Annotated in this window: 16 protein-coding genes; 11 read left to right on the plus strand and 5 right to left on the minus strand. The window is 71.8% G+C overall.

Annotated features, from left to right (window positions below):
- Positions 1 to 9: 9 nt before the first annotated feature.
- Positions 10 to 633, plus strand: a complete 624-nt coding sequence (locus ACFC51_RS03395) for a DUF6542 domain-containing protein (RefSeq protein WP_376526810.1) — start codon at positions 10 to 12, stop codon at positions 631 to 633.
- A gap of 3 nt (positions 634 to 636) precedes the next feature.
- On the opposite strand, the gene ppgK is transcribed toward ACFC51_RS03395, so the two are convergent.
- Together ppgK and ACFC51_RS03405 are read right to left on the minus strand one after the other, a co-directional pair.
- The gene (gene ppgK / locus ACFC51_RS03400; RefSeq protein ID WP_376372250.1) at positions 637 to 1,374 is read right to left on the minus strand and encodes a polyphosphate--glucose phosphotransferase; all 738 of its coding nucleotides are present in this window, start codon (positions 1,372 to 1,374) and stop codon (positions 637 to 639) included.
- Positions 1,375 to 1,614: 240 nt separating this feature from the next.
- The gene (locus tag ACFC51_RS03405; RefSeq protein ID WP_376526812.1) at positions 1,615 to 2,604 is read right to left on the minus strand and encodes a 4-hydroxy-3-methylbut-2-enyl diphosphate reductase; all 990 of its coding nucleotides are present in this window, start codon (positions 2,602 to 2,604) and stop codon (positions 1,615 to 1,617) included.
- 78 nt (positions 2,605 to 2,682) lie between these two features.
- On the opposite strand from ACFC51_RS03405, the gene ACFC51_RS03410 reads away from it, so the two are divergent.
- The 4 genes from ACFC51_RS03410 (at position 2,683) to ACFC51_RS03425 (ending at position 6,282) form a co-directional block, all read left to right on the plus strand.
- On the plus strand, positions 2,683 to 4,026 hold the full coding sequence (locus ACFC51_RS03410) for an APC family permease (protein ID WP_376372244.1): 1,344 nt from the start codon (positions 2,683 to 2,685) through the stop codon (positions 4,024 to 4,026).
- Between the two features lie 30 nt (positions 4,027 to 4,056).
- Positions 4,057 to 5,268 carry an exodeoxyribonuclease VII large subunit gene (xseA, locus tag ACFC51_RS03415; protein WP_376372241.1) on the plus strand — a complete coding sequence of 404 codons (1,212 nt, stop codon included), beginning with the start codon at positions 4,057 to 4,059 and terminating at the stop codon, positions 5,266 to 5,268.
- A 40-nt stretch (positions 5,269 to 5,308) separates the two neighbouring features.
- Positions 5,309 to 5,557, plus strand: a complete 249-nt coding sequence (locus tag ACFC51_RS03420) for an exodeoxyribonuclease VII small subunit (RefSeq protein WP_376372238.1) — start codon at positions 5,309 to 5,311, stop codon at positions 5,555 to 5,557.
- A gap of 134 nt (positions 5,558 to 5,691) precedes the next feature.
- Positions 5,692 to 6,282, plus strand: coding sequence for a malonic semialdehyde reductase (locus ACFC51_RS03425; RefSeq protein WP_376526815.1), 591 nt, complete (start codon positions 5,692 to 5,694; stop codon positions 6,280 to 6,282).
- A 90-nt stretch (positions 6,283 to 6,372) separates the two neighbouring features.
- On the opposite strand, the gene ACFC51_RS03430 is transcribed toward ACFC51_RS03425, so the two are convergent.
- A complete protein-coding gene (locus tag ACFC51_RS03430) occupies positions 6,373 to 6,897 on the minus strand; it encodes a DUF4245 domain-containing protein (protein ID WP_376380764.1) in 525 nt (174 codons plus the stop codon).
- Positions 6,898 to 7,041: 144 nt separating this feature from the next.
- Between ACFC51_RS03430 and glpX the strand changes: the two genes are divergently transcribed.
- Positions 7,042 to 8,073 (plus strand): class II fructose-bisphosphatase, encoded by a 1,032-nt coding sequence (gene glpX / locus ACFC51_RS03435; RefSeq protein ID WP_376380761.1) that lies wholly within the window; start codon positions 7,042 to 7,044, stop codon positions 8,071 to 8,073.
- A 68-nt stretch (positions 8,074 to 8,141) separates the two neighbouring features.
- Here the strand turns inward: glpX and ACFC51_RS03440 are convergent, their stop codons facing one another.
- Positions 8,142 to 8,513, minus strand: a complete 372-nt coding sequence (locus tag ACFC51_RS03440) for a WhiB family transcriptional regulator (RefSeq protein WP_376380759.1) — start codon at positions 8,511 to 8,513, stop codon at positions 8,142 to 8,144.
- Positions 8,514 to 8,669: 156 nt separating this feature from the next.
- The gene (locus ACFC51_RS03445) at positions 8,670 to 9,338 is read right to left on the minus strand and encodes a DUF1707 domain-containing protein (protein ID WP_376380756.1); all 669 of its coding nucleotides are present in this window, start codon (positions 9,336 to 9,338) and stop codon (positions 8,670 to 8,672) included.
- 202 nt (positions 9,339 to 9,540) lie between these two features.
- Here ACFC51_RS03445 and ACFC51_RS03450 point away from each other — a divergent pair, with 202 nt between their 5' ends.
- From ACFC51_RS03450 to ACFC51_RS03470, 5 genes are all read left to right on the plus strand, one after another.
- On the plus strand, positions 9,541 to 11,208 hold the full coding sequence (locus ACFC51_RS03450; RefSeq protein ID WP_376526817.1) for a fumarate hydratase: 1,668 nt from the start codon (positions 9,541 to 9,543) through the stop codon (positions 11,206 to 11,208).
- A 390-nt stretch (positions 11,209 to 11,598) separates the two neighbouring features.
- Entirely contained in the window at positions 11,599 to 12,114 is a 516-nt protein-coding gene (locus tag ACFC51_RS03455; protein ID WP_376526820.1) for a hypothetical protein, read from the plus strand.
- 148 nt (positions 12,115 to 12,262) lie between these two features.
- Complete coding sequence (locus ACFC51_RS03460) at positions 12,263 to 13,666, plus strand: class II fumarate hydratase (protein WP_376380747.1); 1,404 nt, start codon at positions 12,263 to 12,265, stop codon at positions 13,664 to 13,666.
- 46 nt (positions 13,667 to 13,712) lie between these two features.
- Positions 13,713 to 14,429 carry a DUF402 domain-containing protein gene (locus ACFC51_RS03465; protein WP_376526823.1) on the plus strand — a complete coding sequence of 239 codons (717 nt, stop codon included), beginning with the start codon at positions 13,713 to 13,715 and terminating at the stop codon, positions 14,427 to 14,429.
- 387 nt (positions 14,430 to 14,816) lie between these two features.
- Positions 14,817 to 16,763, plus strand: coding sequence for a SpoIIE family protein phosphatase (locus tag ACFC51_RS03470; protein ID WP_376380741.1), 1,947 nt, complete (start codon positions 14,817 to 14,819; stop codon positions 16,761 to 16,763).
- The last annotated feature ends 25 nt before the right edge of the window (positions 16,764 to 16,788 follow it).

Genomic DNA, 16,788 nt, shown 5'->3' on the forward strand with positions numbered 1-16,788 from the left:
GTTGTCGGGGTGGAGCAGCACAGGACACGTACCCCGCAGCGCAGGCAGACCCCGCAGGTCCGGCCCGCCCCGCCCAGCGGCCTCGGTGAGGTGACGGCCTCGTCGGCGTATCCGGTGTCGGTGGCGGTCGCCCCGGCGCCGGTGACGAGCGGCGGTCCCGCGGCGGGACCCGGCTCCCGGCCCCGCGGTGGTGTTCCGCCCGTGGTCCTGGCGCTGCGCAGATTCCCCAACCCGCGGCTGACCGGGATCGGCGCCGGACTCTTCGCGGCCCTGACCATGTTCCTGCTGGCCTGTGCGGACCGGGTGCTCCTGGGGAGTTCCGAGCTCGTCTACGGCCTGTTGTTCCTGCCGGTCAGCGCACTGACGGCCCTCTGGGTGCGGCCCGCCGACCTGGTGACCGCCCCGATCATCGTGCCCATCGCCTTCGCGGTCGGCGTGATCCCGGTCGCCGGGGGCACCGGGGGCTTCGGCGGTCAGACGATGGCCGTCGTGACCGCCCTGGCCGTCCACGCCGGCTGGCTGTACGGGGGCACCCTCGTCGCCGGGCTCATCGCCACCGTGCGGAAGATCCGGCAGATGCGGGAGCGGCAGCGGCACCTGCTCAGGACCGCCGCCCGCCGCCCCCGCCCGTAGGGGCTACTTACCCGCGGCCGCCATCGCGGCGCCGACGATCCCGGCGTTGTTCTGCAGCTCGGCCGGGACGATCTCGGCCCGTACGTGCTCGATCAGCGGCAGGAACTTGTCCGCCTTGCGGCTGACGCCCCCGCCGATGATGAAGAGCTCCGGCGAGAACAGCATCTCCACGTGGACCAGGTACTTCTGGACCCGGTGCGCCCAGTGGTGCCAGCTGAGGTCCTCGTCCTCCTTGGCCTTCGTGGAGGCGCGCTTCTCCGCGTCGTGGCCGTGCAGCTCCAGGTGGCCGAGCTCGCTGTTGGGGACCAGGTGCCCGTCGGTGAAGAGCGCGCTGCCGATACCCGTACCGAGGGTCAGCATGATCACCGTGCCCTTGCGGTCACGGCCCGCGCCGAAGGTCATCTCGGCGATACCTGCCGCGTCGGCGTCGTTGAGGATCGTGACGGGCTGCCCGATGCGTTCGCTGAGCAGCGTCCGGGCGTCCGTGTCGATCCAGCCCTTGTCCACGTTGGCCGCGGTCCTGGTGACGCCGCCGGTGACGACTCCGGGGAACGTGATGCCGACCGGCCCCTGCCAGTCGAAATGGCCGACGACCTCGGCCACACCGTCGGCGACGCTCCCGGGCGTGGCCGGGTGGGGGGTCAGTACCTTGTGGCGCTCCTGCGCCAGCTCTCCGCGGTCCAGGTCCACGGGCGCACCCTTGATCCCTGAACCGCCGATGTCCACACCGAAGATCTCCATACGGTCCACGGTACGGCCAGGTGGCACGGATCACTCCCCGGAAGGGCGATCCCGCCGGGCGTGCCCGGGGCACTGGACCCTGGCGGTTCACCACGCGGGCGCCCGGGGATCCACCCGGGCGCGCGGACGGCTCCCCGGGCGCCGGGCCGCTCCGCTCCCGGCGTGGACGGCTCCCCGGGCGCCGGGCCGCTCCGCTCCCGGCGTGGACGGCTCCCCGGGCGCCGGGCCGCTCCGCCTCCGCTACTCGGCGGAGAGCGCGGCGGCCTCGGCGCGCAGGTCGCGCCGGAGCTCCTTGGGCAGCGAGAAGGTGATCGACTCGTCGGCGGTCCTGACCGTCTCCACGTCGGCGTAGCCCCGCTCGGCCAGCCATTCCAGTACGCCGTCGACGAGGACGTCGGGGACGGACGCGCCCGAGGTGAGGCCGACGGTGGTGACGCCTTCCAGCCAGGCCTCGTCGATCTCGGCGGCGAAGTCCACCAGGTGGGCGGCGGGCGCGCCGGCGTCCAGGGCGACCTCGACCATGCGGATCGAGTTCGAGGAGTTCTTCGAGCCGACGACGATGACCAGTTCGGCGTCCTCGGCCAGCTTCTTCACCGCGACCTGACGGTTCTGCGTGGCGTAGCAGATGTCGTCGCTCGGCGGGGAGAGGAGGTTCGGGAACTTGTTCTTGAGCGCACCGACGGTCTCCATCGTCTCGTCGACGGAGAGCGTGGTCTGGGAGAGCCAGACGACCTTGGACTCGTCGCGGACCTCGACGTTGGCGACGTCCTCGGGGCCGTCGACCAGCGTGATGTGGTCGGGCGCCTCGCCGCTCGTGCCGATGACTTCCTCGTGGCCCTCGTGGCCGATCAGGAGGATGTCGTAGTCCTCCTTGGCGTAGCGGACGGCTTCCTTGTGGACCTTGGTGACCAGCGGGCAGGTCGCGTCGATGGTGGCGAGCTTGCGCTCGGCGGCCTCCGCGTGGACGGTCGGGGCGACGCCGTGCGCGGAGAACATCACGATGGAGCCCTCGGGCACCTCCGCGGTCACGTCGACGAAGATCGCGCCCTTCTTCTCGAGCGTTTGCACGACGTACTTGTTGTGCACGATCTCGTGACGGACGTAGATCGGGGCGCCGTACTGCTCCAGGGCTTTCTCGACGGCGATCACGGCGCGGTCCACGCCCGCGCAGTAGCCACGGGGTGCGGCGAGCAGGACACGGCGGGCAGGCGTTGCAGTCATGCGTCCCATCGTAAGGCCGTACCGAACAGGCGCCGGATCAGCGGGGTCGGGAGACTGATGCGTACGCAACACAGCGACGGAGGGTTCATGTCGGGCAGCAGCATCGAAGAGGGGAAGCTGCGGCGCACCCTGGGGTTCCGGGACCTGGTGGTCTACGGGCTGCTGTTCATCGCGCCCATGGCCCCGGTCGGCGTGTTCGGCACGCTGGACGCCAAGTCCGACGGGGCCGTGGCGCTGGTCTATCTCGTGGCGACCGTGGTGATGGCCTTCACCGCGTTCAGCTACGCCCAGATGGTGCACGTCGCCCCGCTCGCCGGGTCGGTCTTCGCGTACGCCCGCAAGGGGCTCGGGGAAGGTCCCGGGTTCATCGCCGGGTGGATGGCGATGCTCGACTACCTGCTGATCCCGGCGGTCGCCTACCTGTTCTCCGGGATCGCGATGAACGCGCTGGTCCCGGAGGTGTCGCGCTGGGTGTGGACGGCGATCGCGGTCGTCGTGACGACGGCGCTCAACCTCTGGGGCGTGCGGGCGGCGGCCCGGGTGGGGTTCGCGGTCCTCGCCTTGGAGATCGTGGTGCTGCTGGTGTTCGTGGTGTCGGCGGTGGTGGTGCTGGCCAGGGACGGGGCGGAGCGCGGCTGGCTGACGCCGCTCACCGGGGACAGCGGCTTCTCCACGACGGCGGTCCTGGGGGCGGTGTCCGTGGCGGTCCTGTCCTATCTGGGCTTCGACGCGATCGCCTCGTTCGCCGAGGAGGTGACGGGCGGCTCGGCGAAGGTGGCACGGGCGGTGCTGTTCTGCCTGGTGCTCGCCGGAGCGCTGTTCGTCGTCCAGTCGTACCTGGCGGCGCTGCTGGAGCCGGTGAGCTCCGCCGAGCTGGCGGCCGATCCGGTGAAGCAGGGGTCCGCGTTCTACGACGCGGTCGACGCCTCCGTCGGGACGTGGCTGCACGACCTGGTGGCCGTCAGCAAGGCGATCGGTGCGGCCTTCGCGGCGCTGGCGGGGCAGGCGGCTGCCGGGCGGCTGCTGTTCGCCATGGCGCGGGACGGCCGGCTGCCGTCGTTCCTGTCCCGGGTCGACGGGAGGTCCGGGGTGCCCCGGATCGCGATCGCGGGTGCCGCCGTGGTGACGCTGGTGGCGGCGGTGTGGGCGGCCCGGCGCGACGACGGGCTGGACCATCTGGTGTCGGTGGTCAACGTCGGCGCGCTGACGGCGTTCGTGCTGCTGCACGCGTCGGTGGTGGGGTGGTTCGCCGTACGCCGGATGGAGGGGCCGCCGAGCTGGTGGCGCCATGTGCTGATTCCGGTGGTGGGCGCGGCCGTCCTGGTCGCGGTGATCCTGGAGGCGACGACGAGCGCCCAGCTGGTGGGCGTGTGCTGGCTGGGGATCGGGCTGGTGGTGCTCGCGGTGCAGTGGGGGCGCCGGACGGCCTGACTGTCGGCTCCGGCCGATACGCTCGCCCGTATGGCTCTCACTACGTCCCCGGAAGCCCCGCTGCCCGTCGGCGACGTGTCACGCCTGATCGGCGGCTGGATCGACCGGCTCGGCGCGGTCTGGGTCGAGGGGCAGATCACCCAGCTGTCGCGGCGGCCCGGCGCGGGCGTGGTCTTCCTGACGCTGCGCGACCCGTCCCACGACATCTCGGTGAGCGTGACCTGCTTCCGGCAGGTCTTCGACCGGATCGCCGACGTGGTGACCGAGGGCGCGCGGGTCGTCGTCCTCGCCAAGCCCGAGTGGTACGCCCCGCGTGGCCAGCTGTCCCTGCGGGCCACGGAGATACGGCCGGTGGGCATCGGCGAGCTGCTGGTGCGGCTGGAGCAGCTGAAGAAGTCGCTGGCCGCCGAGGGGCTCTTCGCCCTGGACCGGAAGAAGCCGCTGCCGTTCCTGCCGCAGCTGATCGGCCTGGTCTCCGGGCGGGCGTCGGCGGCCGAGCGCGATGTGCTGGAGAACGCCCGGCGGCGGTGGCCGGCCGTGCGCTTCGAGGTGCGCAACACGGCGGTGCAGGGCGTCCACGCGGTGAACCAGGTGGTCCAGGCCGTCCAGGAGCTCGACGCTCTGCCCGAGGTCGATGTCATCGTCGTCGCCCGCGGGGGCGGCAGCGTCGAGGACCTGCTGCCGTTCTCCGACGAGGCGCTGATCCGGGCGGTGGCCGCGTGCCGTACACCGGTGGTGTCCGCCATCGGGCACGAGCCGGACTCGCCCCTGCTCGACCTGGTGGCCGATGTGCGGGCGTCCACGCCGACGGACGCGGCGAAGAAGGTCGTGCCGGACGTGGGCGAGGAGCTCGACCGTGTCCAGCAGCTCCGGGACCGGGCGCTGCGCACCGTCCGGGGGCTGATCGACCGCGAGGAGCGGGGGCTCGCGCACGCGCTGGGCAGGTCCTCCATGGAGCGGCCGCAGCGGATGGTGGACGAGCGGGAGGCGGAGATCGACGCGCTGACGGGGCGGAGCCGCAGGGTGCTCGGGCACCTGCTGGACCGCGCCGACTCGGAGCTCGCGCACACCCGTGCCCGGGTCGTGGCGCTGTCACCCGCGGCGACGCTGGAGCGGGGGTACGCGGTGCTGCAACGGCCGGACGGTCATGTGGTGCGCTCCCCCGCGGATGCCGGGGCCCCGGGCGAGGAGCTGCGGGCGCGGGTCTCGGAGGGCGAGTTCACGGTGCGGGTCGCGGAGTGACGGGCCGGTCCTGTCCGAGCCCCCGCATAGGGTGGACGGCATGACGGACGACGGGACGACGACGGCTGCCGCGACGGGCACGCTCGGCTACGAGCAGGCGCGGGACGAGCTGATCGAGGTCGTACGCCGCCTGGAGGCGGGCGGCACGACGCTGGAGGAGTCGCTGGCCCTGTGGGAGCGCGGCGAGGAGCTGGCGAAGGTGTGCCGGCACTGGCTGGAGGGCGCGCGGGCCCGGCTGGACGCCGCCCTGGCGCGCCCGGACGAGGAAGCGGGCGGCTCCGCGGACTGAGGGACGGGGGCGCACCCTCGGGTGGACCTGTGTGGTGGATCACTCCCCTCCGGATTTAGTTGAACTTTAATCTATCTCCGGGTTAGGGTGTGCTCACAGCTCGCCCCGTATCCGTCCGGAAGGTAACGCCCCAGATGTCCCTCGTTCTTGACCCCGCCGCCCAGGACCTCCTCTTCCGCGAGGCCCGTACCGCCAACACGTTCACCGACGAGCCGGTGACCGACGAGCAGGTCCAGGCGATCTACGACCTGGTCAAGTACGGCCCCACCGCCTTCAACCAGTCGCCGCTGCGCGTCGTCCTGGTCCGCTCGGCCGAGGGCCGCGAGCGTCTGGTCAAGCACATGGCCGAGGGCAACCGCCCGAAGACCACGGCCGCGCCGCTGGTGGCGCTGCTCGTCGCGGACCACGAGTTCCACGAGGAGCTGCCGGCGCTCATGCCGCACTTCCCGCAGGCCAAGGACGCGTTCTTCTCCGAGCGCCCGGTCCGCGAGCAGTCCGCCGGGCTGAACGCCGCCCTCCAGGCCGCCTACTTCATCATCGGCGTCCGCGCCGCCGGCCTGGCCGCCGGCCCGATGACCGGCTTCGACGCCGCGGGCATCGAGAAGGAGTTCCTGGACGGCGACCACAAGCTGCTCATGGCCGTCAACATCGGCAAGCCCGGCGAGGACGCCTGGTTCCCGCGCCTGCCGCGCCTGTCCTACGACGAGGTCGTCACGACCGTCTGATCCACCCGGTACGACGAGGGGCCCGCAGCGCCGAGCACTGCGGGCCCCTCGTCGTACCCGGCACTCACGGTCCCGGGAGGGTACGGCGCATCAGGAGGATGCCGTCTTGAGCGCCGCGGCCATCTCCGCCAGCCGCTCCTCGGGGGCCGAGCCCGTGACCACCGTGGTCACGCCCTCGTCGTGCAGCACGAGGGCGTCGTACTTCGGGCCCTCCCAGCGCTGCCACTCCCGGCCGGCCACCTCTTCGGTGCGCCCGGTGTCCTCGGCGTCCTGACTGACGTCGGGCACGTACTTCTTGGCGGGGGCCGTGGACTGCTCCACGGCGACGTAGTTGCCGTCCGGGTCGAGGAAGCCCAGGTGCCAGCCGGCGCCCGCCTGCCCCTCGTACGAGACGGAGGTCGGCTTCCACCCCTTCGACAGGCCCATGGGCGCCGCCACCGGGTACGGCGCGGCACGACGGGCCGTCGCGAGCTCGACCCGGTAGTCGACCGCCTTGATCGGGTCGGCCTTGTCGTCGTGCGGGATGAAGATGTAGACGACGCCCGCCACCGCGGTGATCACGAGCATCGACAGGAACATGTCCCGGACGGTCTGCTTGCCTCGCTTGCTTGCCACGGACTCAATGGTGGCATGGGCCCCCGGCCGCCCGACCGGCGGGCACCCGCTCATACGTGACCCGCTCTGCTCATTTTATCGACCTACCGATAGAGTCACAGCACCCTCTTTTCCGGTCGTCGTCGTACAGAAAGGTGCGCTCCGATGTCCGAGCATCATCTGCCGTCCCCGCTCGAGGTCTCCCCGGAGGCCCCCGACCGCAACCTGGCCATGGAACTCGTCCGTGTCACCGAGGCCGCCGCCATGGCCGCCGGTCGCTGGGTCGGCCGCGGCGACAAGATCGGCGCCGACGGCGCCGCCGTGAAGGCCATGCGCACCCTCGTCTCCACCGTGTCGATGAACGGCATCGTCGTCATCGGTGAGGGCGAGAAGGACGAAGCGCCCATGCTGTTCAACGGCGAGCGCGTCGGTGACGGCACCGGGGCCGAGGTCGACATCGCCGTCGACCCGATCGACGGCACCACGCTCAACGCCAAGGGCATGCCCAACGCGATCGCCGTCCTGGCCGCCGCCGACCGCGGGGCGATGTTCGACCCGTCCGCGGTCTTCTACATGGACAAGCTGGTCACCGGCCCGGAGGCGGCCGACTTCGTCGACATCAACGCGCCCGTGTCCGTCAACATCCGGCGGGTGGCGAAAGCCAAGAACTCGGCCCCTGAGGACGTCACCGTCGTCATCCTCGACCGCCCCCGGCACGACGGCATCGTGAAGGAGATCCGGGAGACGGGCGCCCGGATCAAGTTCATCTCCGACGGCGATGTCGCCGGCTCGATCATGGCGGCCCGCGAGGGCACCGGCGTCGACCTGCTCATGGGCATCGGCGGCACCCCTGAGGGCATCATCTCGGCGTGCGCCATAAAGTGCCTCGGCGGTGTCATCCAGGGCAAGCTCTGGCCCAAGGACGAGGCGGAGCGGCAGCGTGCGCTGGACGCCGGTCACGACCTCGACCGGGTGCTGGGCACCGACGACCTCGTCAGCGGCGACAACGTGTTCTTCGTCGCCACCGGGATCACCGACGGTGAACTCCTGCGCGGTGTGCGGTACCGCTCGGAGACGGCCACCACGGAGTCCCTGGTGATGCGGTCCAAGTCGGGCACGATCCGCAGGATCGACTCGACGCACCGGCTCTCGAAGCTGCGGGCCTACAGCGCGATCGACTTCGACCGCGCCAAGTAGCCCCGGCGGTACGACACGTGGGGGGCGCCCGGCGGGCGGCCCCCACATCCGTGTGCGGCGCGGGCGCCTCAGCCCGCGGCGGCTATGCGCCCCGTCGGGGCCGCCGCCTTCAGCTCCATCTCGCGCCTGCGGCGCCGGGCGAGCACCACACGGCGCTCGGCGGCGGTGAGACCGCCCCAGACCCCGTAGGGCTCGGGCTGGACGAGCGCGTGCTCGCGGCACTCCACCATGACCGGACATCTCGCACAGACCTGCTTCGCCGACTCCTCGCGGGACAGCCGGGCAGCGGTGGGCTCCTTCGACGGGGCGAAGAACAGCCCGGCCTCGTCCCGGCGGCACACCGCCTCCGAGTGCCATGGCCCCGCCTCGTCGTCCCGCGCGGGTGCGCGCGGGGACGGCACGGCGGCGACCTGCAGGGGCTGATGCGGCATGTGCAGCACGGTCCACTCCTGACGACGGCTTGGGCTTCGCGAGCGAGAGGCGATGCAGCACTCCCTACCCGCTGTACGCACGCCTATGCACTGAGTGGCGCCGCCGGGAGGCCCCCACGGGCGCTCCTGACCGCCGACTGGCCTGAAATCGCGGGTCGCCCGGCGTCAGTGGCCGAGATGCTTGCGCAGCTGCTGGTGGAGGTTGGCGATGAGCTTGCCGCGCTTGGGCTTCGCCTCGACGTTCCCGAAGACGGAGTAGCCGTTCACCACGACCACCGGGGCCTCCGGGTCCGCGGATTCCAGGGTGTCGACCTCGAAATTGCCGAAAATGCCTGTTCCGCTGCCGCGGAGGGAGATGTTCTCGGGAACCTTGATCTCGACGCTGCCGAAGATGGACGTCGCGTTGATCACCGTCAGACGCTGGCCGAACAGCGCCTCGGTCAGGTCGATCTCGACGCTGCCGAAGAGCGCGAAGGCGTTCGTGCGGCCGCCGACGCGCCAACGCCCCCTGCGGGTGGAGCTGCTGAAGACCGCCACCAGGTTCTCGGCGGGTCCGGCCGCCGCGGAGGTGTGGGCGTACGGGGATTCGGCGGAGCGGGTGCCGCCGCCCGGCACCGGCAGGTCCTGGACCAGCGGCTCGAGTTCACCGACGGTCTTGGCCCGGTAGACCAGGTCGACCCGCTCGGCGTGCTCCTCGGCGGTCAGCCGGCCTTCGGCCACGGCCTCCCGCAGGATGTCCGCGATCCGGTCGCGGTCCGCGTCGGAGGCGCGGATGCCGGCGGGCGCGGGACCGGCCGGAGCGACGGGCTGCTGGGGCTGCTTCTCGAGGTCCACCGGACCAGCCTACCCAAACGCGATAGATCGCGACCAGTGCCTCTCCGGCCTCACCCGGAATCCGCACCCGGCGGCCGGCCCTCGGACCGGCCCGTCCGGGTGAGCCTTACCTCACAGGCCCGGCGCACCCCTGGCGCTCTACCCTGGTGGATGCGCTGCCCAAGGGTGGTCAGCCGCTGTCGCCGAGTGAGGAATGGCCGTAATGCCAGAGTTTGCGTACTCCGATCTGCTCCCCCTGGGAGAGGACACCACGCCGTACCGGCTGGTGACCGCCGAGGGCGTCTCGACCTTCGAGGCCGACGGCCGTACGTTCCTCAAGGTGGCTCCGGAAGCCCTGCGCACCCTCGCCGCCGAGGCGATGCACGACATCTCGCACTACCTGCGGCCCGCCCACCTCGCGCAGCTGCGGCGCATCGTCGACGACCCCGAGGCATCCTCCAACGACAAGTTCGTCGCGCTGGACCTCCTGAAGAACGCGAACATCGCCGCCGCGGGTGTCCTGCCGATGTGCCAGGACACCGGCACGGCGATCGTCATGGGCAAGCGCGGCCAGAACGTGCTCACCGAGGGCGGTGACGAGGAGGCCCTGTCGCACGGCATCTTCGACGCGTACACGAAGCTCAATCTGCGCTACTCGCAGATGGCCCCGCTGACCATGTGGGACGAGAAGAACACCGGCTCGAACCTGCCGGCGCAGATCGAGCTGTACGCGACGGACGGCGGGGCCTACAAGTTCCTCTTCATGGCGAAGGGCGGCGGCTCGGCCAACAAGTCGTTCCTCTACCAGGAGACCAAGGCGGTCCTGAACGAGGCCTCCATGATGACGTTCCTGGAGGAGAAGATCCGTTCCCTGGGTACGGCGGCCTGCCCGCCGTACCACCTGGCGATCGTCGTCGGCGGCACGTCGGCCGAGTTCGCGCTGAAGACCGCGAAGTACGCCTCCGCGCACTACCTGGACGAGCTGCCCGCCGAGGGCTCCCCGACCGGCCACGGCTTCCGGGACACGGACCTGGAGCAGAAGGTCTTCGAGCTGACGCAGAAGATCGGCATCGGCGCGCAGTTCGGCGGCAAGTACTTCTGCCACGACGTCCGGGTCGTCCGCCTCCCCCGGCACGGCGCGTCCCTGCCGGTCGCGATCGCCGTCTCCTGCTCGGCCGACCGCCAGGCGACCGCGAAGATCACCGCCGACGGCGTGTTCCTGGAGCAGCTGGAGAAGGACCCGGCGCGCTTCCTCCCCGACACCACCGACGAGCACCTGGACGAGTCCGGCGACGTCGTGCGGATCGACCTCAACCGGCCGATGGACGAGATCCTCGCCGAGCTCACCAAGTACCCGGTCAAGACCCGCCTCTCGCTGACCGGCCCGCTGGTCGTGGCGCGCGACATCGCGCACGCCAAGATCAAGGAGCGGCTGGACGCCGGCGAGGACATGCCGCAGTACCTCAAGGACCACCCGGTGTACTACGCCGGCCCGGCCAAGACCCCCGAGGGCTACGCCTCCGGCTCCTTCGGCCCGACGACGGCCGGCCGGATGGACAGCTACGTCGCGCAGTTCCAGGCGGCGGGCGGCTCCAAGGTGATGCTCGCCAAGGGCAACCGGTCCAAGCAGGTCACGGACGCGTGCGACGCGCACGGCGGCTTCTACCTCGGCTCGATCGGCGGCCCCGCCGCGCGCCTGGCGCAGGACTGCATCAAGAAGGTCGAGGTGGTCGAGTACGAGGAGCTCGGCATGGAGGCGGTCTGGCGGATCGAGGTCGAGGACTTCCCCGCGTTCGTCGTCGTCGACGACAAGGGCAACGACTTCTTCACCGAGCCCGCCCCGGCGCCGACCTTCACCAGCATCCCGGTCCGCGGCCCCGGCCTCGGCTGATCCTCCCCGTCCCGGTTCCAGGGGCGTCCCGGCTTCCGGCCGGGACGCCCCTGCGGCGTTTCTGCGGGGTGGGGGCGGTCCAGGGGCGGACGCCTCCGGGGCGGGGCGTGATCCAGGGGCGGCCCCTTCCGAGGCGGGGCGTGAGCGGGGGCGGGCCGTGATCCAAGGGGCGGTTTTCGGCCATCCCGGGCCCCCCGTGGCCGACCGGCAGGCCGCCGGTCCGGACCGCGATGCCTCCGGATCGGGCCTGCCTGGGTGACCGGGTCGAGTTCGCGCCAAAGATCACCGCGTCCCCGCCCCTTCTCGCTGGGCAGCCCTAGATTGAGGGCGCCCGGAACACCTGATCAGGCGCCGGGCAGCACACATCTCCGGCAGAGAATGGAATCAGCCATGCCCCGATCCGCAGTTGTCACGCGTACGACCCTGGCCGCCGTCGCCCTCGCCGCCGCAGTCCTGACCGCGCCTCAGGCCGTCGCTGCGGACGGGCCCCAGGTGACGGTCTCGGCGAAGGCCGACGCCACGACCCGGGCCATCGCCCGGCAGGACCCGCAGGCTGCCGTCGCCGCCGCGACCGTGTGCGGCACCGGTTACGCCCTGAACAAGGCGATACCCCTGCCGGTCGGGACCGATCCCAGCCTGCGCCTGGCCACCCTGTTCTCCTACACCAACGGGGGCAAGGGGTGCGCGATCATGGACAACAACGTGGGCGTCTCCCGCTACATGTCGCTGAAGGTCTGCAAGGTCGACGGGACCGGCTGTGACAGCGACACCGGCAATTTCACCGAGTACGCGGGCCCCGTCTACGTGTCCAGCATCGCCTGCGCCAAGGTGACGGCCAAGATGGGCACCTCGTCCAGCAGTCTCTTCATCAACTACGCGTCCGACTACGTGTTCCCCTGCAACTGATCTGCCCGTGGAGCGGGCGCGTCCGTCACGCCCGCTCCACCGCGCCCGGCGGTCCGACGACCTCACCGCCGGCACCTTCCGGCAGACGACGCCAGGGGAATACGCGGAACACCCCGCGCGCTCATCTGCATCAGGAGGTCTGAACACCATGGACACAGCGGCCGAGGAAACGGCGTACCGCGTCGAGCACGACTCGATGGGCGAGGTGAAGGTACCCGCGCACGCCAAGTGGCGTGCGCAGACCCAGCGCGCGGTGGAGAACTTCCCGATCTCCGGGCAGCGGCTGGAGCGGGCGCACATCGAGGCCCTGGCCCGGATCAAGGCCGCGGCGGCCAAGGTCAACGCCGAGCTGGAGGTGCTGGACCCCGACATCGCGGAGGCGATCCAGGAGGCCGCCGCGGAGGTGGCGGCGGGGCGCTGGGACGAGCACTTCCCCGTCGACGTGTTCCAGACTGGCTCCGGCACGTCGTCCAACATGAACACCAACGAGGTCGTGGCCACCCTCGCCGGCGAGCGGCTCGGGCGTGAGGTCCACCCCAACGACCACGTCAACGCCTCCCAGTCGTCGAACGACGTGTTCCCGTCGTCGATCCACATCGCCGCGACGGCGGCCGTCACCGCCGACCTGATCCCGGCGCTCGAACACCTGGCCGCCGCCCTGGAGCGGAAATCGGCCGAGTTCTCGGAGGTCGTGAAGTCGGGCCGTACGCATCTGATGGACGCGACGCCCGTCACCCTGGGCCAGGAGTTCGGGGGGTACGCGGCACAGGTCCGGCACGGCGTCGAGCGGCTGCGCGCCTCGCTCCCCCGCCTCGCCGAACTGCCCCTGGGCGGCACGGCGGTGGGGACCGGGATCAACACCCCGCCCGGGTTCTCCGCAGCAGTGATCGCCGAGGTCGCCCGCACGACCGGCCTGCCGCTCACCGAGGCCAGGAACCACTTCGAGGCACAGGGGGCGAGGGACGGACTCGTCGAGACCTCGGGCCAGCTCCGCACGGTCGGCGTCTCGCTCACCAAGATCTCCAACGACCTGCGGTGGATGGCCTCCGGCCCCCGCACCGGCCTGGCCGAGATCACCCTGCCCGACCTGCAGCCGGGGTCGTCGATCATGCCGGGCAAGGTCAACCCGGTGATCCCCGAGGCCGTGCTGATGGTCGCCGCCCAGGTGACGGGCAACGACGCCACGGTCGCCGCCGCCGGGGCCGCCGGGAACTTCGAGCTCAACGTGATGCTTCCGGTCATCGCGAAGAACCTGCTCGAATCGGTGCGGCTGCTCGCCAACGCCTCCCGGCTGCTCGCCGACCGCACGGTCGACGGCATCACGGCCGACGCCGAGCGGGCGCGGCGGTACGCGGAGTCCTCCCCCTCGGTCGTCACCCCGCTCAACAAGTACATCGGCTACGAGGAGGCGGCGAAGGTCGCCAAGAAGTCCCTGGCCGACGGCACGACGATCCGGGAGACGGTGCTGGCCGGAGGGTACGTCGAGCGCGGCGACCTGACGCCGGAACAGCTGGACGAGGCCCTGGACGTGCTGCGTATGACCCGGCCGTGACAGGTGACCCGCCACGCCGCCGCGCACGTCTCACTAAGATCTCTTCATGACAGCGACGGACGCGGGTACGGGAGCAGGCACCGGGGCGGGTGCGGGGGACGGGGTGCGCTGGGCGCCGGGGGACCGGATTCTCTGGCGCTACCGGGCCAACGAGAGGCCGGGTGACGGCGACGGCACGTTCCACATCTGCCGGCCGGTCACCGTCGTCCAGGACACCGACGAACTGCTGGCCGTGTGGATGGCGTCGGGGACCGAGTGCGTGAGACCGGTCCTCGCCGACGGCACCCAGGTGCACGCCGAGCCCCTCGCCACCCGCTACACCCGCCCGCGCACGACGGTGCGTTCGCGGTGGTTCGGCTCGGGGGTGCTGAAGCTGGCCCGGCCGGGCGATCCCTGGTCGGTCTGGCTGTTCTGGGACCGGGGCTGGCTCTTCCGCAACTGGTACGTCAACCTCGAGGAGCCCCGCTCACGCTGGTCGGGCGGGGTCGATTCGCAGGACCACTTCCTCGACATCTCCGTGCGCCCCGACCGCACGTGGGAATGGCTCGACGAGGACGAGTTCGCCCAGGCCCAGCGGGTCGGTCTGATGGACGAGGCCACCGCCCGCCGGGTGCGCGAGGCCGGGCTGGCCGCCGTCGAGGTGATCCAGCGCTGGGGCGCACCCTTCAGCGACGGCTGGGAACACTGGCGGCCCGACCCCCACTGGCAGGTCCCGCCGCTGCCCGATGACTGGGACCGCACCCCCGCCCCCACGCCGTCGTGAGACCCTTGATGCACCCCAGGGGGGCAAACGTAGGATCGCCCTCCATGAACCGCTCCGCCGGACCGATGCGCCACAACCGGCGCGACCGGCCAAGGGCCTGACCACCAGTCACCGCTCGTCCGCACGAGTTCCACGGTTTACGGAGCCGGTGGACGTGCGGTCGCATGAACCACTACGAGGGGGTGGAGACGTGCTCGCAGTCCGCTGTCCGGCCACCGGGAGACCCCGGACCGGCCCCCTGTGCGGCCGTACGGTTTCGGCCCCTTTCCCGAGGACATCCGGTGACAGCCGTTGTTCTCACCGCTCTTGCCGGGGCACAGTGGCGCAAGGCCCCGAGGTGACTGCGCCTGCCTCATACAACCGGCCCGGACGGACGGAATCCCACGCGTGACGGAGCATCCCACCTCCCACGAAGGCCGGCAGCCCCTCGCTGCCCGGCCGCAGGAACGCGCCCGGCCCCGGCAGCAGGAGGCCCCGCCGGGTGCCGCTGCCACCGCCGCGATCCCCGGCCCCTCCCCCGCGGTGCCGAACGCGGCGAAGGGCCCGGTCCCGAACGCCGTACCGGGCCCGCTGCCCGGCACGGAGGGCGCCGCGCCCGTCGCCGACACCCAGACGGTCTCCCGCCGCGAGGGGGACCGTCTGCGTTTCGTCGGCGCCGCGACCCGCCGGATCGCCCGGGGCATAGACCTGGACGAGATCGTGCTGGGTCTGTGCCGGGCGAGCGTGCCCACGTTCTCCGACGCCATACTGGTCTACCTCCGCGACCCGCTCCCGGTGGGTGACGAGCGGCCGGTCAACCCCTTCGTCCTGCGGTTGCGGCGCACCGACAGGCTGCGGCTGGCCGACGAGGAGAGCGAGAGCGGTCCGGAGGGCGAGCGGCTGCGGCTGCCCGTCACCGACCCGCAGGCCGGGTTGCTGCCCGCAGCCGACCTGTGCGAGGTCCAGGCGGGTGGCGCCCTCGCCGAGGTGCTGCGCGGGGTGCGCCCCGTGTTCGGCGACTCGGCCGCCGCCCGCGTGGCCCTGCCCGAGCTGCTCGGGGCGGGCCGGACGGTCCCGACCGGGCACCGCGCGATTCTGGCCCCTCTGCGCGGCCGGCGCCGGGTGATCGGCGCCGCCGTCTTCCTGCGCGGCACGGACCGCCCGCCCTTCGAGGCCAACGACCTCCTCGTCGCGGCGCAGCTGGCCACGCACACCGCGCTGGGCATCGACAAGGCCGTGCTGTACGGACGCGAGGCGTACATCGCGGACGAGCTCCAGCGCACGATGCTGCCCGACTCGCTTCCCCAGCCCACCGGCGTGCGCCTGGCCTCGCGCTACCTCCCGGCGGCGGAGACCGCCCGGGTGGGCGGCGACTGGTACGACGCGATCCCGCTGCCCGGCAGCAGGGTCGCCCTGGTCGTCGGTGACGTGATGGGGCACTCCATGACGTCGGCCGCGATCATGGGCCAGCTGCGTACGACCGCACAGACCCTCGCGGGCCTCGACCTGCCTCCGCAGGAGGTCCTGCACCATCTGGACGAGCAGGCGCAGCGGCTCGGCAGCGACCGCATGGCTACCTGCCTGTACGCGGTGTACGACCCCGTCGCGCACCGCATCACCATCGCCAACGCGGGTCACCCGCCGCCCGTGCTGCTCCATCTGGGCGGCCGGGCCGAGGTGCTCCGGGTGCCGCCGGGTGCGCCGATCGGGGTCGGCGGGGTCGACTTCGAGGCCGTCGAGCTGGACGCGCCGGCCGGTGCCACGCTGCTGCTGTACACGGACGGCCTGGTGGAGTCCCGGATGCGGGACGTCTGGACGGGCATCGAGATCCTGCGGGAGCGGCTGGCCGCCACCGCCCAGCTGACGGGGCCGGACCATTCGCCGCCGCTGGAAGCCCTCTGCGACGACGTGCTGGACATGCTCGGGCCCGGCGACCGGGACGACGACATCGCCCTGCTGGCCGCCCGCTTCGACGGGATCGCCCCGAGCGACGTCGCGTACTGGTTCCTCGAACCGGAGGACGCAGCTCCGGGGCGTGCCCGCAGGCTGGCCCGCAGGGCCCTGAGCCGGTGGGGCCTGGACGACCTCTCGGACGAGGTGGAGCTGCTGGTCAGCGAGGTGGTGACCAACGCCGTGCGCTACGCCGAGCGGCCGGTGACGCTGCGGCTGCTGCGCACGGACATCCTGCGCTGCGAGGTCGGCGACGACTCCCCGCAGCTGCCCCGGCAACGGCGTGCCCGGGAGACGGACGAGGGCGGCCGGGGCCTCTTCCTGGTCAACCGGCTGGCCAGGCGGTGGGGGGCGACCCGGCTCTCCACCGGCAAGGTGGTCTGGTTCGAGATGGCGACCCCCTAAGGGGATCGTCCTGTCCCCGCGGGTT

Origin of the sequence: Streptomyces sp. NPDC055962, assembly GCF_042270185.1 — a bacterium.
In the GTDB taxonomy this organism is placed as follows: Bacteria; Actinomycetota; Actinomycetes; order Streptomycetales; family Streptomycetaceae; genus Streptomyces.